Annotated in this window: 23 protein-coding genes; 14 read left to right on the top strand and 9 right to left on the bottom strand. The window is 60.1% G+C overall.

Annotation, left to right across the window (positions count from 1 at the left end):
- Positions 1–185 precede the first annotated feature (185 nt).
- The 3 genes from M2397_RS22015 to gcvH all read left to right on the top strand — a co-directional run bounded on the left by M2397_RS22015 (position 186) and on the right by gcvH (position 3,476).
- Positions 186–1,802: an iron ABC transporter permease gene (locus tag M2397_RS22015; protein ID WP_259244399.1), complete on the top strand. Its 1,617-nt coding sequence runs from the start codon at positions 186–188 to the stop codon at positions 1,800–1,802.
- A gap of 155 nt (positions 1,803–1,957) precedes the next feature.
- Positions 1,958–3,040, top strand: coding sequence for a glycine cleavage system aminomethyltransferase GcvT (gcvT, locus tag M2397_RS22010; RefSeq protein WP_131697571.1), 1,083 nt, complete (start codon positions 1,958–1,960; stop codon positions 3,038–3,040).
- Between the two features lie 52 nt (positions 3,041–3,092).
- A complete protein-coding gene (gene gcvH, locus M2397_RS22005) occupies positions 3,093–3,476 on the top strand; it encodes a glycine cleavage system protein GcvH (protein WP_028618385.1) in 384 nt (127 codons plus the stop codon).
- A gap of 65 nt (positions 3,477–3,541) precedes the next feature.
- On the opposite strand, the gene M2397_RS22000 is transcribed toward gcvH, so the two are convergent.
- The 6 genes from M2397_RS22000 to M2397_RS21975 form a co-directional block, all read right to left on the bottom strand.
- Positions 3,542–4,684 carry a DegT/DnrJ/EryC1/StrS aminotransferase family protein gene (locus tag M2397_RS22000; RefSeq protein WP_259244398.1) on the bottom strand — a complete coding sequence of 381 codons (1,143 nt, stop codon included), beginning with the start codon at positions 4,682–4,684 and terminating at the stop codon, positions 3,542–3,544.
- Between the two features lie 163 nt (positions 4,685–4,847).
- On the bottom strand, positions 4,848–5,162 hold the full coding sequence (locus tag M2397_RS21995; RefSeq protein WP_003176799.1) for a DUF2388 domain-containing protein: 315 nt from the start codon (positions 5,160–5,162) through the stop codon (positions 4,848–4,850).
- A gap of 69 nt (positions 5,163–5,231) precedes the next feature.
- Positions 5,232–5,678 carry an NfeD family protein gene (locus M2397_RS21990; RefSeq protein WP_259244397.1) on the bottom strand — a complete coding sequence of 149 codons (447 nt, stop codon included), beginning with the start codon at positions 5,676–5,678 and terminating at the stop codon, positions 5,232–5,234.
- 10 nt (positions 5,679–5,688) lie between these two features.
- Entirely contained in the window at positions 5,689–6,609 is a 921-nt protein-coding gene (locus M2397_RS21985; protein WP_027608388.1) for an SPFH domain-containing protein, read from the bottom strand.
- Between the two features lie 77 nt (positions 6,610–6,686).
- Positions 6,687–8,366, bottom strand: coding sequence for a GspE/PulE family protein (locus M2397_RS21980; RefSeq protein ID WP_131697568.1), 1,680 nt, complete (start codon positions 8,364–8,366; stop codon positions 6,687–6,689).
- A gap of 83 nt (positions 8,367–8,449) precedes the next feature.
- Positions 8,450–8,788, bottom strand: coding sequence for a hypothetical protein (locus M2397_RS21975; protein WP_259244396.1), 339 nt, complete (start codon positions 8,786–8,788; stop codon positions 8,450–8,452).
- Between the two features lie 127 nt (positions 8,789–8,915).
- On the opposite strand from M2397_RS21975, the gene M2397_RS21970 reads away from it, so the two are divergent.
- Complete coding sequence (locus M2397_RS21970; protein WP_069558544.1) at positions 8,916–9,386, top strand: Lrp/AsnC family transcriptional regulator; 471 nt, start codon at positions 8,916–8,918, stop codon at positions 9,384–9,386.
- 66 nt (positions 9,387–9,452) lie between these two features.
- Here the strand turns inward: M2397_RS21970 and M2397_RS21965 are convergent, their stop codons facing one another.
- Complete coding sequence (locus tag M2397_RS21965) at positions 9,453–10,820, bottom strand: inorganic triphosphatase (RefSeq protein ID WP_184745149.1); 1,368 nt, start codon at positions 10,818–10,820, stop codon at positions 9,453–9,455.
- A gap of 159 nt (positions 10,821–10,979) precedes the next feature.
- On the opposite strand from M2397_RS21965, the gene argE reads away from it, so the two are divergent.
- From argE to M2397_RS21915, 10 genes are all read left to right on the top strand, one after another.
- Positions 10,980–12,128 carry an acetylornithine deacetylase gene (argE, locus tag M2397_RS21960; RefSeq protein ID WP_131697565.1) on the top strand — a complete coding sequence of 383 codons (1,149 nt, stop codon included), beginning with the start codon at positions 10,980–10,982 and terminating at the stop codon, positions 12,126–12,128.
- Between the two features lie 133 nt (positions 12,129–12,261).
- Positions 12,262–13,563, top strand: coding sequence for an amino-acid N-acetyltransferase (gene argA, locus M2397_RS21955; RefSeq protein WP_090401578.1), 1,302 nt, complete (start codon positions 12,262–12,264; stop codon positions 13,561–13,563).
- Positions 13,564–14,187: 624 nt separating this feature from the next.
- On the top strand, positions 14,188–15,513 hold the full coding sequence (locus M2397_RS21950; protein WP_259244395.1) for an OprD family porin: 1,326 nt from the start codon (positions 14,188–14,190) through the stop codon (positions 15,511–15,513).
- Between the two features lie 275 nt (positions 15,514–15,788).
- The gene (locus M2397_RS21945) at positions 15,789–16,427 is read left to right on the top strand and encodes a peroxiredoxin (protein ID WP_053127857.1); all 639 of its coding nucleotides are present in this window, start codon (positions 15,789–15,791) and stop codon (positions 16,425–16,427) included.
- 199 nt (positions 16,428–16,626) lie between these two features.
- A complete protein-coding gene (ssuE, locus tag M2397_RS21940; protein WP_027608396.1) occupies positions 16,627–17,220 on the top strand; it encodes an NADPH-dependent FMN reductase in 594 nt (197 codons plus the stop codon).
- A gap of 99 nt (positions 17,221–17,319) precedes the next feature.
- Positions 17,320–18,288, top strand: a complete 969-nt coding sequence (locus M2397_RS21935) for a sulfonate ABC transporter substrate-binding protein (protein WP_259244394.1) — start codon at positions 17,320–17,322, stop codon at positions 18,286–18,288.
- Positions 18,289–18,313: 25 nt separating this feature from the next.
- Positions 18,314–19,462 (top strand): FMNH2-dependent alkanesulfonate monooxygenase, encoded by a 1,149-nt coding sequence (ssuD, locus tag M2397_RS21930; protein WP_065874422.1) that lies wholly within the window; start codon positions 18,314–18,316, stop codon positions 19,460–19,462.
- A gap of 9 nt (positions 19,463–19,471) precedes the next feature.
- Positions 19,472–20,260 (top strand): aliphatic sulfonate ABC transporter permease SsuC, encoded by a 789-nt coding sequence (gene ssuC / locus M2397_RS21925; protein WP_259244393.1) that lies wholly within the window; start codon positions 19,472–19,474, stop codon positions 20,258–20,260.
- A complete protein-coding gene (gene ssuB, locus M2397_RS21920) occupies positions 20,257–21,063 on the top strand; it encodes an aliphatic sulfonates ABC transporter ATP-binding protein (protein ID WP_167656843.1) in 807 nt (268 codons plus the stop codon). The genes ssuC and ssuB overlap by 4 nt, the downstream gene beginning before the upstream one ends.
- A 28-nt stretch (positions 21,064–21,091) precedes the next feature.
- On the top strand, positions 21,092–21,307 hold the full coding sequence (locus tag M2397_RS21915; RefSeq protein WP_003176783.1) for a molybdopterin-binding protein: 216 nt from the start codon (positions 21,092–21,094) through the stop codon (positions 21,305–21,307).
- A 121-nt stretch (positions 21,308–21,428) separates the two neighbouring features.
- Here the strand turns inward: M2397_RS21915 and M2397_RS21910 are convergent, their stop codons facing one another.
- Both M2397_RS21910 and M2397_RS21905 read right to left on the bottom strand, forming a co-directional pair.
- Positions 21,429–22,058: a TetR/AcrR family transcriptional regulator gene (locus tag M2397_RS21910; protein ID WP_131697562.1), complete on the bottom strand. Its 630-nt coding sequence runs from the start codon at positions 22,056–22,058 to the stop codon at positions 21,429–21,431.
- Positions 22,059–22,261: 203 nt separating this feature from the next.
- Positions 22,262–23,638, bottom strand: a complete 1,377-nt coding sequence (locus tag M2397_RS21905; protein ID WP_003213894.1) for a glutamine synthetase family protein — start codon at positions 23,636–23,638, stop codon at positions 22,262–22,264.
- Positions 23,639–23,807 lie beyond the last annotated feature (169 nt).

The raw sequence follows: 23,807 nt of genomic DNA, 5'->3' as shown, positions 1-23,807 counted from the left end.
CGGCTCCCCCCCGTTTCCCGGTTCCCCCGGCGGGCGTGGGCTCCGACTCACCACTCGTACTCGGCCCCCCCTCCCGCCGCCCCCCCCCCCCCCGCGCCCCCCCCCCCACCCCCCCCCCCCCCCCCCCCCCCCCTCCCACATTGAATTGTTGTGATTTGAAGATATTCATTATTGAGAACCAACCCTTGGCCCACCCCGCCCAACGCCGCTGGTACCTGCCGGTCTTCACCGTCGCCGCCCTGGTGCTGCTGCCGTTGAGCGTACTGTTGCTGTCCTGGCAAAGCATCGACGCGCAAATCTGGTCCCACCTCTGGGAAACCCAGATGCCCCGCCTGCTGGGCAACACCCTGACCTTGGTGCTGGGGGTCGGCGTCGGTGTAACCCTGTTGGGCGTAAGCCTGGCCTGGCTCACCAGCCTCTGCGAATTCCCCGGCCGGCGCTGGCTTGACTGGGCGTTGATGCTGCCCTTTGCCATTCCCGCCTATGTGCTGGCCTTCGTGTTTGTCGGCCTGTTGGATTTTTCTGGCCCCGTGCAGACCCTGCTGCGTGAATGGTTCGGTACCGGCTTGCGCCTGCCACGGGTGCGCTCCACCAGCGGCGTGATCATCGTGCTGGTGCTGGTGTTCTATCCCTATGTGTACCTGCTGGCGCGCAGCGCATTCCTCGCCCAGGGCAAGGGCTTGATGGAGGCGGCGCGGGTGCTGGGGCAGTCACCCTTGCGGGCGTTCTGGCATGTGGCCCTGCCCATGGCGCGGCCGGCGATAGGGGCCGGGGTAGCGTTGGCACTGATGGAGACCCTGGCGGACTTCGGTGCGGTTTCGGTGTTCAACTTCGATACCTTCACCACCGCCATCTATAAGACCTGGTACGGCTTTTTCAGCCTGTCCAGCGCGGCCCAACTGGCCAGCCTGTTACTGCTGGTGGTGATGCTGGTTCTGTACGGCGAGCGGCGTGCCCGGGGCGCCAGCCGGTCCAGCAACGAGCGTCCCCGGGGTAAGGCGCTGTACCACTTGAAGGGGATCAAAGCGGTAGCGGCCAGTGGGTGGTGTGGCCTGGTGTTCGCCTGCGCCTTTGTCATCCCGGTGCTGCAACTGGTGGCCTGGTTCTGGCAGCGTGGACGGTTCGATCTGGATGAGCGCTATTCGGGCCTGATCGTCCACACTCTTTACCTGGGCGGCATTGCGGCGCTGATCACGGTCAGCGTGGCGCTGGTAATGGCCTTCGCCAACCGTCTGGCGCCGACCCGGACGATTCGCTCCGGTATCAGCCTGGCCAATGTCGGCTATGCCTTGCCGGGCTCGGTGCTGGCGGTGTCGATCATGCTGGCGTTCAGTTACCTGGACCGTGAGCTGGTGGTGCCGCTGTCCGGCTGGCTCGGAGGGGCGGGCAAGCCATTGTTGCTGGGCAGTCTGTCGGCGCTGGTGCTGGCGTATCTGGTGCGCTTTCTGGCGGTGGCCTACGGGCCGTTGGAAAACAGCCTGGCGCGCATCCGCCCTTCGTTGCCGGAAGTTGCGCGTAGTTTGGGCGTGAGTGGGCCGCGACTGTTTTGCAAAGTGTATCTACCGCTGTTGCTACCCGGCACCCTGAGTGCAGCACTGCTGGTGTTCGTAGACGTGCTCAAGGAAATGCCCGCGACCCTGCTGATGCGCCCGTTCGGCTGGGACACCCTGGCGGTGCGGATCTTTGAAATGACCAGCGAAGGCGAGTGGGCGCGGGCTTCTCTGCCAGCGTTGACACTGGTGCTGGTGGGGCTGCTGCCGGTCATCGGGCTGATCCGACGCTCCGCCCGCCCCATCGGTTAGGTGCCAGTCCTACGGCTTGCGGCTACAATGCGCGGCATTCGGTGCGCTCCGTCCTTCGGATCGAGTCGCTGTACGTCGCCGCAGGCCTTGTAATTCAAGGTGTCCGGCACGGGCAACGGCCTGCGCACCTTCGCCAAGCCCGGAAGGAGAAACCCATGGGACAGCGTACGCCTCTGTATGACCTGCATCTCGCCCTCGGCGCGAAAATGGTCGATTTTGGCGGTTGGGATATGCCTTTGCATTACGGCTCGCAAGTTGAGGAGCACCATCAGGTGCGGCGCGACTGCGGGGTGTTCGATGTATCTCATATGACCGTGATCGATATCACCGGCCCCCAGGCCAAGGAATGGCTCCAGTACCTGCTGGCCAATGATGTCGAGCGTTTGCACGGCTGTGGCCGTGCGTTGTACAGCGCCATGCTCAACGAGCAGGGTGGCGTGGTAGACGACATGATTGTCTACCGCACCGAGGCCGGGTACCGGCTGGTGGTCAACGCCGCCACCCGAGACCAGGACATGGCCTGGATCCAGGCGCAACTTGGCAGCTATCAAGTGCAACTGCATGAGCGGCCCGAGTTGGCCATGCTCGCCATTCAAGGTCCCCACGCCCGGCAGAAGATTGCCGAGTTGGTCACCCAGTCTCGCGGCACCCTGATCCACCAACTCAAGCCCTTTGAAGGGCATGCCGACGGTGATTGGTTTATCGCGCGCACGGGTTACACCGGCGAAGACGGCCTGGAAATTGTCCTGCCTGCCGATCAGGCGCCTGGATTTTTCAACGACCTGGTAGGTGCGGGTATTTCACCTATAGGCCTCGGCGCGCGGGATACCCTGCGGCTGGAAGCCGGCATGAACCTGTATGGCCAGGACATCCACCAGAACGTTTCGCCCCTGGCGGCCAACATGGCCTGGAGCATTGCCTGGGAACCTGCCGAGCGCAATTTCATCGGGCGTGCGGCGCTGGAAGCAGAGCTGGCCGCCGGTGTGCAATTCAAACTGGTCGGGCTGGTACTGGAAGAACGTGGGGTTTTACGCGCTCACCAGGTGGTTCGTATCGCCAATGTTGGCGAAGGGGAGATCACCAGTGGTAGTTTCTCACCTACGCTGAGCAAATCCATTGCCCTGGCGCGTGTACCGACGGCGACTGCCGATCGGGCCGAAGTGGAAATCCGCGGTAAGTGGTACCCGGTTCGAGTGGTCAAACCGACCTTCGTGCGTCATGGCAAAACCTTGATCTAACTATTTCCGGCAGGCCAATGGCTGCTGACATTTCTTCTTGAGGACACAGACTATGAGCGATATCCCTGCCGACCTGCGTTTTGCCGAAAGTCACGAATGGGCGCGTCTGGAAGCTGACGGTACTGTCACCGTCGGGATCTCCGACCATGCACAGGAAGCTCTGGGTGATGTGGTGTTTGTTGAGTTGGCCGAAGTTGGCGCTACGTTTGAAGCCGAAGGCCAGGCGGGTGTGGTTGAGTCGGTGAAGGCCGCTTCGGATATCTACGCCCCGGTTGCCGGCGAAGTGATTGCCGTCAACGAAGAGCTGAGTGGTAGCCCTGAGTTGCTGAACTCCGACCCTTACGGCGCGTGGATCTTCAAGCTCAAGCCAAGCAACCCGGCTGATCTGGAAAAACTGCTGGATGCGGCTGGCTACAAAGCCGCCATCGGCGAGTAACCGCAAGACCCCTGTGGGAGGGAGCAAGCTCCCTCCCACATTCAATCGTCGGGAGCCGTGAGTGTTCAGTTCGCTTTCAGGACTGCCTTTACCGCCGCCACCGACCGCTCCACATCTGCCTCTGTCATTGCCGTAAACATCGGCAACGACACGATCAAACGTCCAACCTTTTCCGCTACCGGGAACATACCTTCCTTGAATCCCTGTGCCCGATAAAGGCTCAGCAGGTGAATAGGCGGGTAGTGATAGCCAATGCCAACACCCTGTGCCTGCATTTTCTCCATGAAGGTCGCGCGGGCGGGCAGGCCGTCCTGGCGCTCCGGCAGCACTAACTGGAACAGGTGCCAGTTGCTGTTTTCGAAGTCGGCCAGCGGCAGTTGCGCGCCGTACTTTTCTTCGAAATCATCGCCGAAACATTTGAAGTAGTGCTGTGCCAGGTGCTGGCGATGGGCGGTGATCTTCTCGATGTGGGCAAACTGCCCCAGGCCGATGGCGGCGGCGATGTCGGTCATGTTGAACTTGCCGCCCAGTACATCCACGTCGAGGCCGTCGAAGCCGGTGCGGGTGACGCCCTGCAGGCGGTATTTTTCTGCCAGGCGGGCTTCTTCGGCATTGTTCAACACCAGGCAGCCGCCCTCGGAAGAGGTGATGTTCTTGTTGGCCTGGAAGCTGAACGATACAAAGTCCCCGGTAGCGCCGATGCGTTCGCCATCCCAGCTGGAGCCCAGGGCCTGGGCGGCGTCTTCGACGATGCGCAGGTTGTACTTGTTGGCCAGTGCGTACAGCATCGGCATGTCCAGGGGCAGGCCGGCCAGGTACACCGGGATGATCGCCTTGGTGCGCTGTGTGATTGCGGCTTCCACTTGGGCCAGGTCGATATTGCGCGTGATCGGATCGATATCAGCGAACACCGGTGTGGCCCCCACCTCCAGAATCACGTTGGCCGTGGCCACCCAGGAGATCGGTGTGGTGATGACTTCATCCCCAGGCCCGATACCGGCGATACGCAAGGCGATTTCCATGGTGCAGGTGCCAGAGTTGAACGTGCGCACCGGCCGGCCGCCAAAGTATTCCGACAGTTGCGCCTCGAAAGCCTGCACTTTCGGCCCACTGGTGATCCAGCCCGAGCGCAGTACATCGCCGACCGCCGAGATGGTGGCTTCATCGATGGTAGGTTTGGAGAACGGCAGAAAGGGCTGTTGGCTCATAACGACGAAGGAGTCCGTTTCAGATTGGCGATGAGTAAGCGAGGATTCAGTACCAGCATGGTGGCACGGTAAGACTGAATATAGCCTGTCGCCTGTGAATGAATCGTCACATTGCGGGCAAAAAAATGCCGCTTCAAGAGCGGCATTCTTCAGCGTGCGGGAATCACTCGGTAACAGCGTTCTTCGCGAGGATGGCGTTGGCCAGTTCCATATCCGTGGCCTGCAGGCCAGGGTTATCGGCGCGGACTTTCTGCATGGCGGCTTCCAGGTACGGTCCGCGGATGCCGCCGTCGCTGGCAACAAAGCTGCCTGCGTCGTCTTGTGCGGCAACCACCAGCTTGTGGTCCTTGAAGGTCAGGTACGTCGAGCCGGTAGTGGCGCCCGACGAAATGACATTGCGCCAGAAACTATCGGCCATGGCTGAACCGACAGGAAGGGAAAGCACAGCGAGGGTTGCGACAGCATATTTAAGACGCATGATGGGTGACTCCGGGTGGGTGATCTGTACCGTTTGATTGTAGTTAGCCCAACCGAGTTCCATCCCTGACTAAACAGTTTCTACCTTTAAAATGACGCCATCCAGGCCTACCACACGCACTTGAGCGCCTACAGGGCTGTCAGGACCGGTCACCATCCATACGCCATCACCGACTTTCACCTTGCCCCGGCCATCTATAATCGCCTGATGCACCACGAAGACGCGGCCGACCAGCTCCGAGCCACGTTCGTTGAGCCCCGGTTGGTCACTGGCTTTGGCACTGCTGCGCTGGCGTTTCCACCAGTACACCGCTGTCAATATCGACAGCACAGCGAACAGCAACAGTTGCCACTCCAACCCGAGCGGCGGCACCAGAAACTTGATCACGCCCACGGCTGCCGCAGCTATACCCATCCACAGCAGGTAACCACCGGCGCCGAATACCTCAAGAATCAATAGCACCGTACCCAGCGCGAGCCAGTCCCAGAACGAAAGATGCTGCAGGAAATCCCACATGTCGATCGCCTCAGGCTTTCTTGTTGTCGAAGGTCGCCTTGACGATTTCGCCAATGCCGCCGACAGCGCCGATCACCTGGCTGGCTTCCAGCGGCATCAGGATCACTTTGCTGTTATTGGCCGATGCCAGTTTGCCGAGGGCATCGATGTATTTCTGCGCGACGAAGTAGTTGATGGCCTGCACGTTACCGGTGGCGATCGCTTCGGAAACCACCTGGGTCGCGCGGGCCTCTGCCTCTGCCTGGCGCTCACGGGCTTCAGACTCCAGGAACGCGGCCTGGCGTCCACCTTCGGCTTCAAGAATCTGTGCCTGCTTCTTGCCTTCGGCCGTCAGGATCGCCGATGCCCGCAGGCCTTCGGCTTCCAGGATCTGTGCGCGCTTGATCCGCTCGGCTTTCATCTGGCCGGACATGGCGGCCATCAGGTCGGCGGGCGGGCTGATGTCCTTGATTTCGATCCGGGTGATCTTGATGCCCCACGGCGCCGTGGCTTCATCGACGGTACGCAGCAGTTTTTCGTTGATGCCGTCGCGCTGGCTGAGCATGGCATCCAGCTCCATGGAGCCGAGCACGGTACGGATATTGGTTTGCAGCAGGTTGCGGATAGCGTGTTCGAGGTTGTTGACCTCGTAGGCGGCCTGCGCGGTATTGACCACCTGGAAGAAGCACACGGCATCGATCTGCACGGTGGCGTTGTCGGCGGTGATGACTTCCTGGGGCGGAATATCCAGCACGCTTTCCATCACGTTGATCTTGCGGCCGATGCGGTCCATGACCGGGATGATGATGTTGAGACCCGGCTTGAGGGTGTTGGTGTAACGGCCGAAGCGCTCGACGGTCCACTGATAGCCCTGGGGTACCACCTTGAAGCCCATGAACAGGATGGCAATGGCCAAACCCACGAAAAGAAGCAGTACGGTTCCGATCTGCATAGCGATTCCCTATCTGATGGTGTCAGTTAAACGACGTTCGGCCGATTGTAACGGTCTTGTCACCGATAAGAACGGTTTCAGCCCGCGGTAATCAAAGCATTTGTTACCGAATCCCCAGGTGTCACGCGCAACACCTCGGCCATCGTCGTCAGCCCCGCCTTTACTTTTCCCATACCGGCCAGGCGCAGGCTGCACATGCCTTGCGCAACCGCCTCTCTGCGCAGGGACTGCACGTCGGTGCCTGGGGTGATCAGCGCACGGAGCGATTCATTCAACACCATGATCTCGTAGACCCCTGCACGCCCCTGAAATCCGCTGTTTCGACATTCCGCACACCCCACCGCCTCGTGGACATCGCCTGCCGCCCGCTTGCAATGAGGGCACAGCAGCCGCACCAGGCGCTGCGCCATTACCCCCAATAATGTGGCCTTGATCAAATAATGAGCAATGCCCAGTTCCTGCAAGCGGCTGATGGCGCTGGGCGCATCGTTGGTGTGCAGCGTCGAGAGCACCAAATGTCCGGTCAGTGCGGCCTGGATCGCCATTTCGGCGGTTTCCTGGTCGCGGATTTCGCCGATCATGATGATGTCCGGGTCCTGGCGTAGCAGGGCTCGGATGCCGCTGGCGAACGTCAGGTCGATGTTGTGCTGCACCTGCATCTGGTTAAAGGCCGGCTCGACCATCTCGATCGGGTCTTCCACGGTGCAGAGGTTGATTTCTCGGGACGCCAGTTGCTTGAGCGTGGTGTAGAGGGTACTGGTCTTGCCTGAACCGGTAGGGCCCGTGACCAGGATGATGCCGTTGGCCTGGCGGGTCATGGCGTGCCATCGCTGCTGGTCCTCAGCGGACAAACCGAGCTGGTCGAAGTCCTTGAGCAGCACCTGCGGATCGAAAATCCGCATCACCAGTTTTTCGCCAAAGGCGGTGGGCAAGGTCGACAGGCGCAACTCGATTTCTGCGCCTGTGGGGCTTTTGGTCTTGATCCGGCCGTCCTGGGGTTTGCGTTTTTCCGCCACGTTCATGCGGCCCAGGCTTTTCAGGCGGCTGACCACCGCCATCGTCACCTGGGGTGGAAATTGATAGACGTCGTGCAACAGCCCATCAATGCGAAAGCGCATGCGCCCCTGTTCACGGCACGGCTCGATATGAATATCACTGGCCCGCTGGGCAAAGGCGTACTGCAACAGCCAATCGACGATATTGACGATATGCGCGTCGTTGGCATCCGGCTCCTGGTCACCGGCGCCGAGGTTGAGCAACTCGAAGTTGCCAGGCGCCGCGACCTTTTGATCCGCCCCGCTGACGGACTTCGCCAACCGGTAAAACTCGCTGATACAACGCTGAATGTCCTGGGGGTTGGCAACCACGCGCTTGATCGAGCGTTTGAGTACCTGTGCCAGTCCCGACTCCCAGCTGGTGACATGGGGCTGGGCGCTGGCAACGGTGACGGTCTGCGCGTCCACGGCCACTGCAAGGATGCTGTGGCGCTGGGCAAACGCCTGGGACATCAGCTGCACCACCGCCGCGACATCGATTTGCAGTGGGTCGATACGCCAATAAGGTTGCCCGGCATGCTGGGCAAGCCACTGGGTCAGGGTTTCCAGTGCCGGCCCATAGGCGGCGATACACTCCAGCGGGTGCTGGGCGTTACCGCCTGGCAGCGCCGATAAGCGCTGCGCGATGTCGGCAGTGATCAAGCCGCCCTCGACCAATGCCGGGAGCAACTGATGCAGTTCCAATCGGTGATCAACAGACATGAAGGTTTTCCTGGGTAGCCTCGGACGAAACTTCAGGCTAGCCGGCCCTCGAAGATCCTCCTCCCAGCGTATGTTGCAGGCCTTTACTGAGCTGCTGCCGCCACTGCTGCGGGCTCTACGGAATCAACCGGCCACACGTGCAGCGTGCACACGCTGATCAGGTTTCGAATCTTTTCACCGATCACTTGGGCGCGATGCCAGCTCAGGCTTTCCATCACGATATCGATGTTCAGCAGGTCTTCTTGGCGGCTCACGGTGACCTGACTCGGTGTTAAGAACTGCAACGCAAAATAGTTGAGTATCCGACACAACACATCGGGCTCCGCTTCGGCGACGATCTGGTAATGCGCTCGGCAATGGGCGCTGTTGGCGGCCCACACATCGACGCGGGTCAGGGGGTGGGTGGTTTCGACGACATGCATGCTGATTCTCCAGATTCGACTGGAGAAATTTTTACATTCGCCTCGGGAGATTTCTTATCTAAGATGAGCCTGATTTGCGATTAATCGAATCAATCAATTCAGAATAGCCAGAATTAAAGGTATTTCTATGCACAGCGAGTTGGACGCCTATGACCGCCGCATCCTGGCCCTGTTGCAAGAGGACGCCTCGCTGTCCAGCGCGCAGATCGCCGAGCAAGTGGGCCTGTCCCAGTCGCCGTGCTGGCGGCGCATCCAGCGGCTCAAGGACGAAGGGGTGATTCGCGGCCAGGTCACCCTGTTGGATCGCAAGAAGATCGGCCTCAATACGCAGATCTTCGCCGAGGTCAAACTCAACGCCCACGGCCGATCCAACTTCACCGAGTTCACCGAAGCGATTCGTGGGTTTCCGGAAGTCTTGGAGTGCTATGTGCTGATGGGGGCGGTGGATTTTCTGCTGCGCATCGTGACGTCGGACATTGAGGCGTACGAGCGGTTTTTTTTCGAGAAGCTGTCGATGGTGCCGGGGATTCAGGAGGTCAACTCGATTGTGGCGCTGTCTGAGATCAAGTCGACCACCAGCCTGCCAGTATTGCGCTGACCGGCCTCATCGGGGGCAAGTCGAATCGTCGTACCGCGACGATTCGACTTGCCCCCGATGGCGATATTACAGACGCAGCAGGGTCTTCCAGGCACGGTTCTGGTACACCGCAATCGCCTGATGCATACGCGCATCCAGCGACTCGTCGGTGATCGGCTGGTTGGCCAGTTGCACCAGCTTGTTCAGCTCGCCGTACAAACGATCCAGTTCCGGAATATCCACCACGTTACGCGCATGGTGCAGCCAGGCCTGGATGCGTTCGATGCGCGGCAGTTGCTCTGCCAGGTCTTCCGGCTGCTGCTGGTAGCGCGGCAGTTGCAGGGCGACGGCATCGTCGGCCAGCAGGCGTGGCAGCCAGTTGGTGATTTGCGCGGCGCCCTGGCGGTTGCCGCGCACGTTGCGGTCGGCGGTCCAGGTGCGGGCCATTAGCCAGCGCGACGTGTTCAGCGAGAACAAGCCCCAGCGTACGTCATCCAATTCTTCGGCGAATTGCTCGGGCGCGGCTTTGCGAATGTCTTCGTCGTCGTCACCGGCCTGGACCAGCGGGCGCCAGTCTTCCAGCAGTGCATCGAGTGCGCTGCGCAGTTCGCTGGTGGATTGACGCGGTGCGGCCTGGCCAAGGCTGCCGATCAGGGCGCGCAGTTCGCCGAGGTTGTCGACCCAGTCCTGCAGTAGACGCCAGTGGCCATTGAAGCGGTATTGCTCGGCCAGGCGCTGGCTGCTGCCGAGCAGGTGCCACATGATTGCGGCGAAGGCGTCGTCCAGCGGCATTTCGGCGTGGATCTGCGGGGCCGGCAGGCTCAAGGAGTAGCTGCTGGCGTCGTACAGGCGGTAGCCGCGCTCGGCCTTGCTGATGTCACACGGCATCAGTGCGAGGGTGGCGGCCAGCTCGGCGGCCAACTCCAGCAGGGCAGCCGGTTCGCCTTCGCGCAGTTCCAGTTCCAGCTCGCAGATTTCTTCTTTCTGCTTGCCGACCACCACATGGCCCAGGTCCAGGGCGGCTTCGATCACCACCTTGGCCTTGCCACGGCCCCAAGCGATTTCGGCGCGTTCGCGCACGAAGTCGGTGGTGAAGATCGGCTTGAGGGTCTTTTTGTCCAACTCGGCCAGCTGCTCGGGCCAGCACTCGCCGTCGAGTTTCTTTACGTCGAGCTTGGCTTTGGGCAGGTCCCAGTTGTACTCGTTGCGTTCCGACAAACCGGCGACGCTTTGGCCACGGGTCTTGAGGGTCTGGATAATGTCGTCACCGTCCTTGCGCAGGCGCAGGGCGACTTTGGCCTGGGCCAGGTCGCGCTCGGGGGTGTCGAAGTACTGGTTCATCAACTCACGGCGTTCCCAGCCACTTTTGTTGCGTTTTTTCAGTAACGGGTGCTCACGCAGCGCGGCGAGTGTTTCGCGGCTGACGCGGAGCTTGATTTCGGTTTCTTTCTGCATGGCCGGAAAATCCAGGATCGGGAGCGCAGCCGGGAAAAAGAGTGGCTGCCAAGGTCGTGCAGTGTACAGGACTGAGCCCGGCAACGCGCCGCAACGGTTTATTGTGTCGTGCAGATGGCTCTATAGTGGGGGCTCGTCCGGGAAGTAGGGAGACCGCGCATGCCGTTACCGTCCATGAAAGAGCAGTTCGCCGCGCTGATTGCCGCGCCTTCGGTCAGTTGCACCCAAGCGTCTCTCGACCAGACTAACCGCCCGGTGATCGATCTGCTCGCCAGTTGGTTGGGCGACCTGGGGTTCTCCATCGACATCCAGTCCGTCAGCCCCGGCAAATTCAACCTGCTGGCCAGTTTCGGCACTGGCCCCGGCGGTCTGGTGTTGGCCGGCCATAGCGATACCGTTCCTTATGACGCGGCGTTGTGGAAGACCGATCCGCTCAAGCTGACGGAAGTCGACGGCCGTTGGGTAGGATTGGGTAGTTGCGACATGAAGGGCTTTTTCGCGCTGGCGATTGAAGCGGTGTTGCCGCTGCTGGATCAGCCGTTCAAGCAGCCGTTGCTGATCCTCGCCACCTGCGATGAAGAAAGCTCCATGTCCGGTGCCCGGGCATTGGCCGAAGCGGGTCGCCCGCTGGGCCGCGCGGCGGTTATCGGCGAACCGACCGGTCTCAAGCCGATCCGCCTGCACAAAGGCGTGATGATGGAGCGCATCGACATTCTCGGCCAAAGTGGCCATTCGTCTGATCCAAGCCTGGGCCACAGCGCCCTGGAAGCCATGCATGACGCCATCGGTGAGCTGCGCGGCCTGCGCCTGGCCTGGCAGCGCGAGTACCGCAATGCACAATTCAGCGTGCCGCAACCGACCATGAACTTCGGCTGTATCCATGGCGGAGACAACCCCAACCGCATCTGCGGCCAATGCTCCCTGGAATTCGACCTGCGGCCCTTGCCGGGCATGGATCCCGAAGTGCTGCGTGCGGCTATCCGGCAAAAGCTCGAACCGCTGGCCGAGCGCCATAAAGTCAAGATCGACTACGCGCCGTTGTTCCCCGCAGTGCCGCCGTTCGAACAGGCCGAAGACGCCGAGTTGGTGCGGGTCGCGGAACGATTGACCGGTCATCGTGCCGAAGCAGTAGCGTTCGGCACCGAAGCGCCTTATCTTCAGCGCCTTGGTTGTGAAACCCTGGTGCTGGGGCCTGGCGACATCGCCTGTGCCCATCAACCGGGCGAGTACCTCGAAATGTCACGCTTGACGCCTACAGTGCGTCTATTGCGGGAACTGATCGAACATTACTGCCTGAAACCTGCGTAAATTAACCCCTGTCCATTCGTACATAAGGAGAGCGAGCGTGTCGCCAAGCCTGTTCCGACGATAACCATCAGCCCGCTGTGCGTTTTCACGACTCATCCTTTTTCGGCTGCTTTTTATTACAGGCCCAGGTTCCATGCCCGACTACGTTAATTGGCTTCGTCACGCTTCGCCCTACATCAACGCCCACCGCGACTGCACCTTTGTGGTCATGTTGCCCGGCGACGGTGTGGATCATCCGAACTTCGGCAATATCGTCCACGACCTGGTGCTGCTCCACAGCCTGGGCGTGCGCCTGGTGCTGGTGCACGGTTCGCGCCCTCAGATCGAAGCGCGCCTTGAAGCGCGCGGCCTGATCCCGACTTACCACGAAGGCATGCGCATCACCGATGCCGCGACGCTGGAGTGTGTGATCGACGCGGTTGGCCACCTGCGTATCGCCATCGAAGCGCGCTTGTCGATGGACATGGCCTCGTCGCCGATGCAGGGCTCGCGCCTACGGGTGGCCAGCGGCAACCTGGTGACCGCGCGGCCTATTGGCGTGCTTGAAGGTGTGGATTACCACCACACCGGCGAAGTGCGCCGGGTCGACCGCAAGGGCATCAACCGCCTGCTGGATGAGCGCTCCATTGTGCTGTTGTCACCCCTGGGCTATTCGCCTACGGGTGAGATCTTCAACCTGGCCTGCGAAGACGTCGCCACCCGCGCCGCCATCGACTTGGGGGCCGACAAGCTGCTGCTGTTCGGCGCCGATCTCGGCCTGATCGATGAAAACGGCCGTCTGGTGCGCGAACTGCGCCCGCAACAAGTACCGGCGCATCTGCAACGCCTGGGCAGCAGCAACTACCAGTCCGAATTGCTCGATGCGGCCGCCCAGGCCTGCCGGGGTGGGGTAGGGCGCAGCCATATCGTCAGCTACGCCGAAGATGGCGCCTTGCTCACCGAGCTGTTTACCCGCGATGGCGGCGGTACGCTGGTGGCTCAGGAGCAATTCGAACTGGTGCGCGAGGCGGCGATTGAAGACGTCGGCGGTTTGCTCGACCTGATCAGCCCGCTGGAAGAGCAGGGCATCCTGGTACGCCGTTCGCGGGAAGTGCTCGAACGTGAGATCGAGCAGTTCAGCGTGGTGGAGCGCGAAGGCATGATCATCGCCTGTGCGGCGTTGTATCAGATCGCCGATTCGGACGCGGGTGAGCTGGCGTGCCTGGCGGTGAACCCGGAGTACCGCCATGGCGGGCGTGGTGATGAGCTGCTGGAGCGTATCGAAACCCGTGCCCGGGCGCAGGGTTTGAAGACCTTGTTCGTACTTACCACGCGGACTGCCCACTGGTTCCGTGAGCGCGGCTTTGTGCCGAGCAGCGTTGATCGCCTGCCGTCGGCGCGGGCCTCGCTGTACAACTACCAGCGTAACTCGAAGATTTTCGAGAAGGCCTTGTAAAGCCCTACCTCCCAAGTCAATGAGCAGGCTCGTGTAAGAGCCTGCCCGCGTCGCAGGCCAATCTGGCGTGCCGTCACGCACGACTAAAGTTTAAGCATTCTTGATCTGACGCCGATAACAGGATGGCGGCTATGGGTAGATTGTGGGAGCTCCACACACACCTGAATCGTAGAAGGGGCGGCTTGGACAGCAAAAGAAACTATTAGTGACACAAAAACTGTAACAAATTGACGAGAGGATGTGCCTTTGGCCATGATGGCGTCGCCTTTTTGATCGTGGGTGACGTATGCGGCAGAGCGTCAACACTAATCGTTCTAAAAAAGCGCTAATAAATACCCTTTAGGAATTAGCTTGTGGAGCAGATGGTCTATGCTCGCCTGTCCGCATCACGGAATGGCTTATTCCTGAATCGTATTAAAAAGAATGAAATAATTCTTTTTGGGTGTATGAAAAACTCATTACCCTGCAGGGACCAAATCAACGGTGGTTAGACGAAGGTAGTAGACACACAAGGTTACGATTGACTTGGCAGTCACTATCCGGTGCTAATCGCGCATCTGTGGATCAAGGGCGTCAGACCCGAGACCAAAGAAATACAAAAATTAGAAATGAGAGGAGCGGTACATGAAGAAGTCCACCTTGGCGTTGGCTATAGCGTTGGCGGCAGTCGCCCAGCAAGCTGCAGCAGCCGGTTTCATTGAAGACAGTAAGGCCAGTGTCAGCTCGCGTACCTTGTATTTCGATAACGATCAGCGTGATGGCGGTGCTGATCAACGCGAAACAGCTACCGGTCTGAAGTTCGATTACAAGTCTGGCTTCACTCAAGGTGTCGTTGGTTTTGGTATCGACGCCCAGGCATTGGTAGGTGTTCACCTGGATGGTGGCCGCGGTCATCACCCAAACAGCAACTCCTTCGTTCCAAGTGACACCGACGGTTCTGCGGTAAGCAGTTGGAGCAGTGCGAGTGCCAACGCCAAGGCCCGCTTCTCCAAGACCGAGGCACACTTGGGTGGTGCCCTGGCGCCGAACCTTCCAATCCTGATCGCGAGCGACGGCCGTTTGTTGCCGCAAAGCTTTGAAGGCGGCACTGTCACTTCCAAAGAAATCGACAACGTGACCTTTAACGCCGGTCAACTCGAACATGCCACTGGTCGTGCTTCAAGCAACAGCACTGGCCTGGCCGTCGCCGGCGGTACCGAGGAAAGCAATAAGTTCCGTTTTGGTGGCGCTGATTGGAAAGTCACCAAAGACTTGACCCTGCAGTACTACTACGCAAACCTCGAAGACTACTATAAGCAGCACTTCCTGGGCTTGTTGCACGTATACCCGATCAGCGAAGGTCAGTCATTCAAGACCGACCTGCGCTACTTCGACAGCAGTTCTGATGGCAAGAACGGTCAGGCTGGGTATCGCTTCAACAACAACGGTGGCTACGCGAAGAACACGGGTGAGGTTGATAACAAAACCTGGAGTGCCATGTTCACTTACACCCTGGGTGGCAGCGCCGTTATGCTCGGCCATCAGCGTGTCAGCGATGACGGTGGTTTCGTCTGGGTGAACCAGGGTAACGTTTTGGATGGTAATGGTCGTAACGAAGGTGCTGGCGGGGCGAGCTTCTACCTGTTCACCGACAGCATGATCAACTCCTTCGTCCGTGCGGGTGAAAACACCACCTTCGGTCAGTACTCTTATGACTTCGCTGCACTGGGTGTTCCAGGCCTGCGAACCTCGATTGCCTACTTGCACGGCGACAACATCAAAGCCGTGGGCGGTGGCAGTGATCAGTCCGAGTGGGAGCGCGATATGCGTATCGACTACACCATTCAGGCAGGCGCACTCAAAGGTTTTGGCACCACTCTGCGGCACGGTGCGTACCGTGGCAGCGGTACCGGTATCCAGGACCAGGATCAGACACGTCTGATCTTCAACTACACTTACAGCTTCTTGTAAGGCTGGATAAGGAAAACCTCGCGTTATCGCGAGGTTTTTCTCACGTTCAATCAAGTCGGGCTCAACCCCCGCAAGCCCTTCCTGAATCCCTCTTTTTACAGCGTCTCAAGGCCTTCTCGAACCTTGGAACCGATGATGCGCCTCCCCATTTCCCACGTCCAATGAACACATTTTTAATATTCCTTTATCGTCTAGATAAATCGATATTTATTCTTTTTAAATAACCCGTAATCCATGCACAGTGGGCTCCATAAGCACTCACCAGGAGCCACACCATGAGCCTAAGACTGGGCGACATCGCCCCCGACTTCGAACAGGATTCCAGCGCCGGCAAGATTCGTTTTCACGAATGGCTGGGCGACAGCTGGGGTGTGTTGTTTTCCCACCCGGCGGACTTCACCCCGGTGTGCACCACTGAGCTGGGCTTTACCGCCAAGCTCAAGGACGAATTCGCCAAGCGCGGCGTCAAGGCCATCGCCCTGTCGGTGGACCCGGTGGACTCGCACCACAAGTGGATCGAAGACATCAACGAAACCCAGGACACCGTCGTCAATTTCCCGATCCTGGCCGACGCCGACCGCAAGGTTTCGGACCTCTACGACCTGATCCACCCGAACGCCAGTGACACCCTCACCGTGCGTTCCTTGTTCGTGATCGACCCGAACAAGAAGGTCCGCCTGACCATCACCTACCCGGCCAGCACCGGCCGTAATTTCCACGAAATCCTGCGGGTCATCGACTCGCTGCAACTGACCGACAACTACAAAGTCGCCACCCCCGCCAACTGGCAGGACGGTGATGAAGTGGTGATCGTGCCGTCGCTCAAGGATGAGGAAGAGATCAAGAAGCGCTTTCCGAAGGGTTATCGGGCGGTGAAGCCCTACTTGCGGCTTACTCCACAACCCAATCGGTGAAACTGAATCACAGCAGGGGTTTTCAGGCCGTTTCTACGGCCTTTTTTTCGCCTGGCGACTTACAAATCTGATATGCATTTAAAGAATAAACAAATGAAAAAATAAAATTTATAGATATATTGATCTGCTGATAAGGTCTGTCCATCTTGGCGCCATCGCCACACAGCGAACCGCCGGCACTTGCTCAAGGAATTCCTGCATGTTGGTCGTAACACTTGGAGGCAGTCCCAGCCAGCGTTCCCGCTCCGGGGTCTTGTTGGAAAAAACCCGTCAGTGGTTGCAAGACAAAGGCGTTGAAGTGGTGAGTTACCAGATACGGGACTTCCCGGCTGAAGACTTGCTGCATGCGCGCTTCGACAGCCCCAAGGTCATTGACCTGCTGCAACAGGTGGCTAACGCGGATGGCCTGGTGATCGCCACGCCGGTGTACAAGGCGTCGTTCTCCGGCGCGTTGAAAACCGTGCTGGACCTGCTGCCCGAACGCGCCCTGGCCCACAAGGTTGTGCTGCCGATGGCGACCGGCGGCAGCATCGCCCACATGCTGGCGGTGGATTACGCCTTGAAGCCGGTATTGTCGGCCCTCAAAGCCCAGGAACTGCTCCACGGGATTTTCGCCGAAGACAGCCAGATCGCCTACGGCGAAGGCAGTGCCCAGGCGCAACTGGTGCCGGTCCTCGAACACCGTTTGCACGAAGCCCTGGAGACGCTTTATGGCGCCATGGCCCGTCGTCCGAAACCGCTGGACCCGCATGTGTTGAATGAACGTTTGTTGAGTGCTCGCTGGAGCATTTAAGTAAGCCTCACCGCTATATAGATGTACTCACCTTACTCAGCCGCCAACGGCCAAGCAGGTGCAGCCAACCCCCTCATCGCACTATTTGGAGAGAGCGCCATGCGCACTGTCATCTTGCGTCGTGGTCTGGTCGCACTGTTTGTTGCGGCTGTGTCCTTCGGCGCCATCGTTCAGGCTCAAGCCGCCGAGACCCTGCGGATCGGTTACCAGAAATACGGCACCCTGGTGCTGCTCAAGGCCAAGGGCACCCTGGAAAAACGCCTGGCCGCCCAAGGTGTGCAGGTGCAATGGACCGAGTTTCCCGGCGGCCCGCAACTGCTCGAAGGCCTGAACGTCGGCTCCATCGACTTCGGTGTCACCGGGGAAACCCCGCCGGTCTTCGCCCAGGCCGCCGGTGCCGACCTGCTCTACGTGGCCTACGAGCCGCCAGCGCCCACCAGTGAGGCGATCCTGGTGCCGAAAGACTCGACGATCAAATCGGTGGCCGAGCTCAAGGGCAAGAAAGTCGTGCTCAACAAAGGTTCCAACGTGCACTACCTGCTGGTGCGTGCCCTGGAAGACGCCGGCCTGAAATACACCGACGTGCAGACCGTCTTCCTGCCGCCCGCCGATGCCCGTGCCGCCTTCGAGCGTGGCAGCGTGGATGCGTGGGTGATCTGGGACCCGTACCAGGCCGCCGCCGAGAAACAACTGCAAGCGCGCACCCTGCGTGACGGCACCGGCATCGCCGACAACCATCAGTTCTACCTGGCCACCAAGCCGTACGCCGAAAAGCACCCTGAAGTGGTCAAGGCGCTGATCGAAGAAGTGCGTGCGGTGGGCGAGTGGTCCAAGGCCAACCCTCAGGAAGTGACCGAGCAGGTCGCACCACTGCTCGGCCTGCCGGCTGACATCACCCTGACCTCGGTAAAACGCCAGGGCTACGGCGCGCTGTTCCTGACCCCGGAAGTGGTGGCGGCCCAGCAGAAAATCGCCGACAGCTTCTACCAACTCAAATTGATCCCCAAGCCCTTGAGCATCAAGGACGTGATCTGGACGCCACCTGCTGCCGTGGCTAAAGCGCCGTAATCCGATTTCTTCAGGAGACAACTCCATGAGCCTCACTATTTTCTGGTTCCTGCCTACCCACGGCGACGGCCATTACCTTGGCACCGCCGAAGGCGCTCGCGCTGTTGATCACGGTTATCTGCAGCAAGTGGCCCAGGCCGCTGACCGCCTGGGATTCGGCGGGGTGCTGATCCCCACCGGTCGTTCCTGCGAAGACTCGTGGTTGGTGGCCGCCTCGCTGATCCCGGTGACCCAGCGTTTGAAATTTCTTGTCGCACTGCGCCCCGGGATCATTTCCCCGACGGTGGCGGCGCGCCAGGCCGCGACCCTGGACCGCCTGTCCGGCGGCCGCGCGCTGTTCAACCTGGTGACCGGTGGTGACCCGGAAGAGTTGGCCGGCGATGGCTTGTTCCTCAGTCATGAAGAGCGCTACCAGGCTTCGGTGGAATTCACCCGCATCTGGCGCCGCGTGCTGGAAGGCGAAACCGTGGATTACGACGGCGAGCACATCAGCGTCAAAGGCGCCAAGTTGCTCTACCCGCCGATCCAGCAACCACGCCCGCCGCTGTACTTCGGCGGTTCCTCCGAAGCGGCCCAGGACCTGGCCGCCGAACAAGTGGAGATGGTGCTGACCTGGGGCGAGCCACCGGCCGCGGTCGCCGAGAAGATCGAACAGGTGCGGGCCAAGGCGGCGAAACTTGGGCGCACCGTGCGCTTCGGCATTCGTCTGCATGTGATCGTGCGCGAAACCAACGATGAAGCCTGGAAAGCCGCCGACAAACTGATCTCCCATCTGGACGACGACACCATCGCCCGTGCCCAGGCTTCCCTGGCGCGCTTCGATTCTGTCGGCCAGCAGCGTATGGCGGCCTTGCATGGCGGTAATCGCGACAACCTGGAAGTCAGCCCCAACCTGTGGGCCGGCGTCGGCCTGGTGCGTGGCGGTGCGGGCACCGCGCTGGTGGGCGATGGTCCGACGGTTGCAGAACGGGTCAAGGAGTACGCAGCGCTGGGCATCGACACCTTCATCTTCTCCGGTTATCCACACCTGGAAGAGTCGTATCGGGTTGCCGAGCTGCTGTTCCCGCACCTGGATATCGAACGTCCAGAGTTGCCGAAAAGCGCCGGTTACGTGAGCCCGTTCGGCGAAATGGTCGCCAACGATATCCTTCCCAAAGCTGCGTCACAGAGCTGAGGCGGCGCCATGAACTTTGAAAAATTGAGCCATCGCGTGGCGCCCTGGGTGCTGCCGATTCTATTGCTGGCGGTGTGGCAGTTATCGGTGTCGGCGGGCTGGTTGTCGACGCGTATTCTGCCGGCGCCCAGCGCGGTGATTGAGGCCGGGGTCAACCTGGTGCGCAGCGGCGAAATCTGGACGCACCTGGCTATCAGTGGCTGGCGGGCGGGCCTGGGCTTTGTGATCGGTGGCAGCATCGGCCTGGCGCTGGGATTTATCACCGGCCTGTCGACGTGGGGCGAACGCCTGCTGGACAGCTCGGTGCAGATGATCCGCAACGTGCCGCATTTGGCGCTGATTCCGCTGGTGATCCTGTGGTTCGGCATCGATGAGACCGCAAAGATTTTCCTGGTGGCCCTCGGCACGCTGTTCCCGATCTACCTCAACACTTACCACGGCATCCGCAACGTCGACCCGGCGCTGGTGGAAATGTCGCGCAACTATGGCTTGTCCGGTTTCAGCCTGTTCTGGCAAGTGATCCTGCCGGGCGCGCTGCCTTCGATCCTGGTGGGCGTGCGCTTTGCCCTGGGCTTTATGTGGCTGACGCTGATCGTGGCGGAAACCATCTCTGCCAGCTCCGGCATTGGTTACCTGGCGATGAACGCCCGCGAATTCCTGCAAACCGACGTAGTGGTGTTGGCCATCGTGATGTACGCCATCCTCGGCAAACTGGCCGACCTGGCCGCTCGCGGTCTGGAACGTGTTTGGCTGCGCTGGCACCCGGCGTATCAAGTCCATAAAGGAGGTGCGGCATGACCGCTCAACAACCTCCGCGCCTGCTGAAAGGGATTCCCCTGGCGGTGCGCAAATTGCGCAAGGCCTTCGGCGCGCGGGAAGTGCTCAAGGAAATCGATCTGCACATTCCGGCGGGCCAGTTCGTGGCCGTGGTCGGTCGCAGTGGCTGCGGTAAAAGTACGTTACTGCGCTTGTTGGCCGGCCTGGACAAAGCCAGCGGCGGCGAGCTGCTGGCCGGTTCGGCGCCGCTGAGCGAGGCGATTGAAGACACGCGGTTGATGTTCCAGGAAGCGCGCCTGCTGCCGTGGAAAAAGATCATCGACAACGTCGGCTTGGGCCTCAAAGGCAACTGGCGCCCTAAAGCCTTGGAAGCCCTGGAAGCGGTCGGCCTGGCCGAACGTGCCAATGAGTGGCCGGCGGCCTTGTCCGGTGGCCAGAAGCAACGCGTGGCCCTGGCTCGCGCGCTGATCCACCAGCCGCGCTTGCTGCTGCTGGATGAGCCGCTGGGTGCGTTGGACGCCCTGACCCGCATCGAGATGCAGCAACTGATCGAAAACCTTTGGCAAAAGCACGGTTTCACCGTGTTGCTGGTGACCCATGACGTCAGCGAAGCCGTGGCCATTGCCGACCGTGTAATCCTGATCGAAGACGGCGAAATCGGCCTCGACCTGATCGTCGATCTGCCGCGCCCACGGGCCCGTGGTTCATATCGCCTGGCCGCGCTGGAAGCCGAAGTGCTCAACCGTGTGCTGTCGTTGCCCGGTACCCCGCCGGACCCCGAACCTGTTTCACCGCTGCCTACGCAATTGCGTTGGGCTCAATAACTCACTTGTCCCGAGAAGGAAGAACACCATGACTATTAAAGCCATCAACGTGCGTAACCAGTTCAAAGGCACCATCAAGGAAATCGTAGTCGGCGATGTGCTGTCGGAAATCGACGTGCAGACCGCGTCCGGTATCGTCACTTCCGTGATCACCACCCGCTCGGTCAAAGAGCTGGAGCTGGTGATCGGCAGTGAAGTGATTGCCTTCGTGAAGTCCACCGAGGTGTCGATCGCCAAGTTGTGATTTGCGTCGCTCTTGAGTCCGTCATCGGGGGCAAGCCCCCTCCCACATATTGATCTGTGAACACATTCAAAATGTGGCAGGGGGCTTGCCCCCGATGAGGCCGGCCCAGCCAACCCAGGATTCAGCGCTTAGGCAGATACGCTGGCAAATACAGCCCCACATACGCATCAAAAACCCGCATCCCTTCCTCCGCCATACGCGGCGTGATCAGCCCATGCTGATGCACCGAGCGCGCATACACGCGGTCGCTCAGCTCCAGCGCCAGGGCGAACACATCCACATCGCTGGGCAGTGTCGGCACTTCGAAATGGCGGTTGAACACCTTGAACATCAGATCGCCCAGTTCCAGATCATGCTGGCGGTCGGCCTGGGTCACTTCGGTGAGGCCATGCTGCGCCAGGATCAACTGGCGCGCGGCGGCGTCCTGATCGTAGATGGTGAGCATGCGTTGTTCGACGATGTAGGACAGATCGCGCCAATGCTTGAGTGAATCGTGGTCGATGGGCGCCTGGATGGCCGCACGAAATGCGGCATGCACATCCGCCGTCAACGCCTCCAGCAGCGCCGGCACACCGGCGAAAAAGTGATACACCGACGACGGCGGAATCTGCGCGCGCTCGGCCACGCTGTAGATCGACAAACTCGCCACGCCTTCGGCGGCCAGCAAGGTGCGGGCGGCATCGAGAATCGCGTCGATCCGCGCCTGGCTGCGGGCACGGGGTTTGCGAGGGGCAGCGGGGCGGGTGGGCATGGAAGTCTCCTACAAGGCAGCGGGCATTGTATGAGCAGGAAGGAGTGTTGTCTTCCAGACCCCTCCCACACTTTGATCTGTGAATACATTCAAATGTGGGAGGGGGCTTGCCCCCGATGAGGCCAACTCGATCTACCGGAAGAAACCCATAAAAAAACGCCACAGGCCAAAGGCCCGCAGCGTTTTTTCAATGCAGCAACCGCTTACACGGTATGCAGGTACCAGTTGTACTCAAGGTCGGAGATGGAGTGTTCGAACTCCTCCAGCTCACTTTCCTTACAGGCGACGAAGATATCGATGTATTTAGGATCGATGTACTTGGCCATCACCTCGCTGTCGTCCAACTCGCGCAGGGCATCGCGCAGGTTGTTCGGCAGGCTCTGTTCGTTCTGCTCGTAGCTGTTGCCTTCCACGGGTGCGCCCGGTTCGATCTTGTTGGTCAGACCGTGGTGCACGCCTGCCAGGACCGAAGCCATCAGCAGGTAAGGGTTGGCGTCGGCACCGGCCACACGGTGTTCGATCCGTACGGCGTCGGACGAGCCGGTCGGTACGCGAATCGCCACGGTGCGGTTGTCCAGGCCCCAGCACGGCGAGTTCGGCACGTAGAACTGTGCGCCGAAACGACGGTAGGAGTTGACGTTAGGGCACAGGAACGCCATTTGGGCGGGTAGGGTCTCGAGCACACCGCCGATCGCGTGACGCAATGCGGCGTTCTGCTCGGGATCCTCGCTGGCAAAGATGTTCTTGCCGTCCTTGTCCAGGATCGAGATGTGTACGTGCAAACCGTTACCTGCCTGGCCTGGGTAAGGCTTGGCCATGAAGGTGGTATCCATCTCATGGTCGTAGGCGATGTTCTTGATCAGGCGCTTGAGCAGTACTGCGTAGTCGCAGGCCTTGATTGGGTCGGCCACGTGGTGCAGGTTCACTTCGAACTGCGCCGGGGCACTTTCCTTGACGATGGCGTCGGCCGGGATGCCTTGCTCTTTGGCACCTTCCAGGATGTCCTGGAGGCAGTCGACGTATTCGTCGAGGTCGTCGATCAGGTAGACCTGTGTCGAGTGCGGGCGTTTGCCGGAGATCGGCGAGCGGGGCGGTTGTGGGCGGCCGTTCACGTTCTCCTGGTCGATCAGGTAGAACTCAAGCTCGAAGGCGGCGCAGATGGTCAGACCGAGGTCGTCAAACTTGCTTACAACTTGGCGGAGCACTTCGCGCGGATCGGCGAAGAAAGGTTCACCTTCAAGTTCGTGCATGGTCATCAGCAGTTGCGCGGTAGGGCGCTTTTGCCAGGGTTCATTGCACAGGGTGTCAGGGATCGGATAACAGATTCGGTCAGCATCACCGATGTCCAGGCCCAGGCCGGTGCTTTCCACCGTCGAGCCATTGATATCCAGGGCAAATAAAGAGGCAGGCAGGTTAATGCCCTTCTCGTAAACCTTGTGGAGGCTGGTGCGTTCGATGCGCTTACCGCGCACCACACCATTCATATCCGCAATTAGAAGGTCTACGTACAGAACCTCAGGATGATCCTTAAGGAACGCGTTCGCTTCGTTAAGCTGAACGGCACGCGGGGGTACCGACATGATGCAACACCTTTGTTGTTAAAAATATCAATCATTGATCTTTTCTGGTTTCAGTCAACCCGAACGGCATGCCGAAGTCAAGCGAGGCCTTTTTTGCCCTAAAAAAGCGCCGTGGCGGCATTTTTGGGGCTTTTTGGGGCGGTTTTTTCGGGTTGACGGGCTTGGGACT

Source organism: Pseudomonas sp. BIGb0381 (genome assembly GCF_024809815.1).
GTDB lineage: Bacteria > Pseudomonadota > Gammaproteobacteria > Pseudomonadales > Pseudomonadaceae > Aquipseudomonas.
The sequence above is the reverse complement of the archived record's forward strand: the minus strand, read 5'-3'. Positions and strand labels throughout refer to the sequence as shown.

What these genes read in the sequence shown, in the direction of transcription:
- gcvT (WP_131697571.1), top strand. Translation starts at nt 1,958, where the DNA reads ATGGGACAGCGTACGCCTCTGTATGACCTGCATCTCGCCCTCGGCGCG.
- gcvH (WP_028618385.1), top strand. Translation starts at nt 3,093, where the DNA reads ATGAGCGATATCCCTGCCGACCTGCGTTTTGCCGAAAGTCACGAATGG.
- M2397_RS22000 (WP_259244398.1), bottom strand. Translation starts at nt 4,684, where the DNA reads ATGAGCCAACAGCCCTTTCTGCCGTTCTCCAAACCTACCATCGATGAA.
- M2397_RS21995 (WP_003176799.1), bottom strand. Translation starts at nt 5,162, where the DNA reads ATGCGTCTTAAATATGCTGTCGCAACCCTCGCTGTGCTTTCCCTTCCT.
- M2397_RS21990 (WP_259244397.1), bottom strand. Translation starts at nt 5,678, where the DNA reads ATGTGGGATTTCCTGCAGCATCTTTCGTTCTGGGACTGGCTCGCGCTG.
- M2397_RS21985 (WP_027608388.1), bottom strand. Translation starts at nt 6,609, where the DNA reads ATGCAGATCGGAACCGTACTGCTTCTTTTCGTGGGTTTGGCCATTGCC.
- M2397_RS21980 (WP_131697568.1), bottom strand. Translation starts at nt 8,366, where the DNA reads ATGTCTGTTGATCACCGATTGGAACTGCATCAGTTGCTCCCGGCATTG.
- M2397_RS21975 (WP_259244396.1), bottom strand. Translation starts at nt 8,788, where the DNA reads ATGCATGTCGTCGAAACCACCCACCCCCTGACCCGCGTCGATGTGTGG.
- M2397_RS21970 (WP_069558544.1), top strand. Translation starts at nt 8,916, where the DNA reads ATGCACAGCGAGTTGGACGCCTATGACCGCCGCATCCTGGCCCTGTTG.
- M2397_RS21965 (WP_184745149.1), bottom strand. Translation starts at nt 10,820, where the DNA reads ATGCAGAAAGAAACCGAAATCAAGCTCCGCGTCAGCCGCGAAACACTC.
- argE (WP_131697565.1), top strand. Translation starts at nt 10,980, where the DNA reads ATGCCGTTACCGTCCATGAAAGAGCAGTTCGCCGCGCTGATTGCCGCG.
- argA (WP_090401578.1), top strand. Translation starts at nt 12,262, where the DNA reads ATGCCCGACTACGTTAATTGGCTTCGTCACGCTTCGCCCTACATCAAC.
- M2397_RS21950 (WP_259244395.1), top strand. Translation starts at nt 14,188, where the DNA reads ATGAAGAAGTCCACCTTGGCGTTGGCTATAGCGTTGGCGGCAGTCGCC.
- M2397_RS21945 (WP_053127857.1), top strand. Translation starts at nt 15,789, where the DNA reads ATGAGCCTAAGACTGGGCGACATCGCCCCCGACTTCGAACAGGATTCC.
- ssuE (WP_027608396.1), top strand. Translation starts at nt 16,627, where the DNA reads ATGTTGGTCGTAACACTTGGAGGCAGTCCCAGCCAGCGTTCCCGCTCC.
- M2397_RS21935 (WP_259244394.1), top strand. Translation starts at nt 17,320, where the DNA reads ATGCGCACTGTCATCTTGCGTCGTGGTCTGGTCGCACTGTTTGTTGCG.
- ssuD (WP_065874422.1), top strand. Translation starts at nt 18,314, where the DNA reads ATGAGCCTCACTATTTTCTGGTTCCTGCCTACCCACGGCGACGGCCAT.
- ssuC (WP_259244393.1), top strand. Translation starts at nt 19,472, where the DNA reads ATGAACTTTGAAAAATTGAGCCATCGCGTGGCGCCCTGGGTGCTGCCG.
- ssuB (WP_167656843.1), top strand. Translation starts at nt 20,257, where the DNA reads ATGACCGCTCAACAACCTCCGCGCCTGCTGAAAGGGATTCCCCTGGCG.
- M2397_RS21915 (WP_003176783.1), top strand. Translation starts at nt 21,092, where the DNA reads ATGACTATTAAAGCCATCAACGTGCGTAACCAGTTCAAAGGCACCATC.
- M2397_RS21910 (WP_131697562.1), bottom strand. Translation starts at nt 22,058, where the DNA reads ATGCCCACCCGCCCCGCTGCCCCTCGCAAACCCCGTGCCCGCAGCCAG.
- M2397_RS21905 (WP_003213894.1), bottom strand. Translation starts at nt 23,638, where the DNA reads ATGTCGGTACCCCCGCGTGCCGTTCAGCTTAACGAAGCGAACGCGTTC.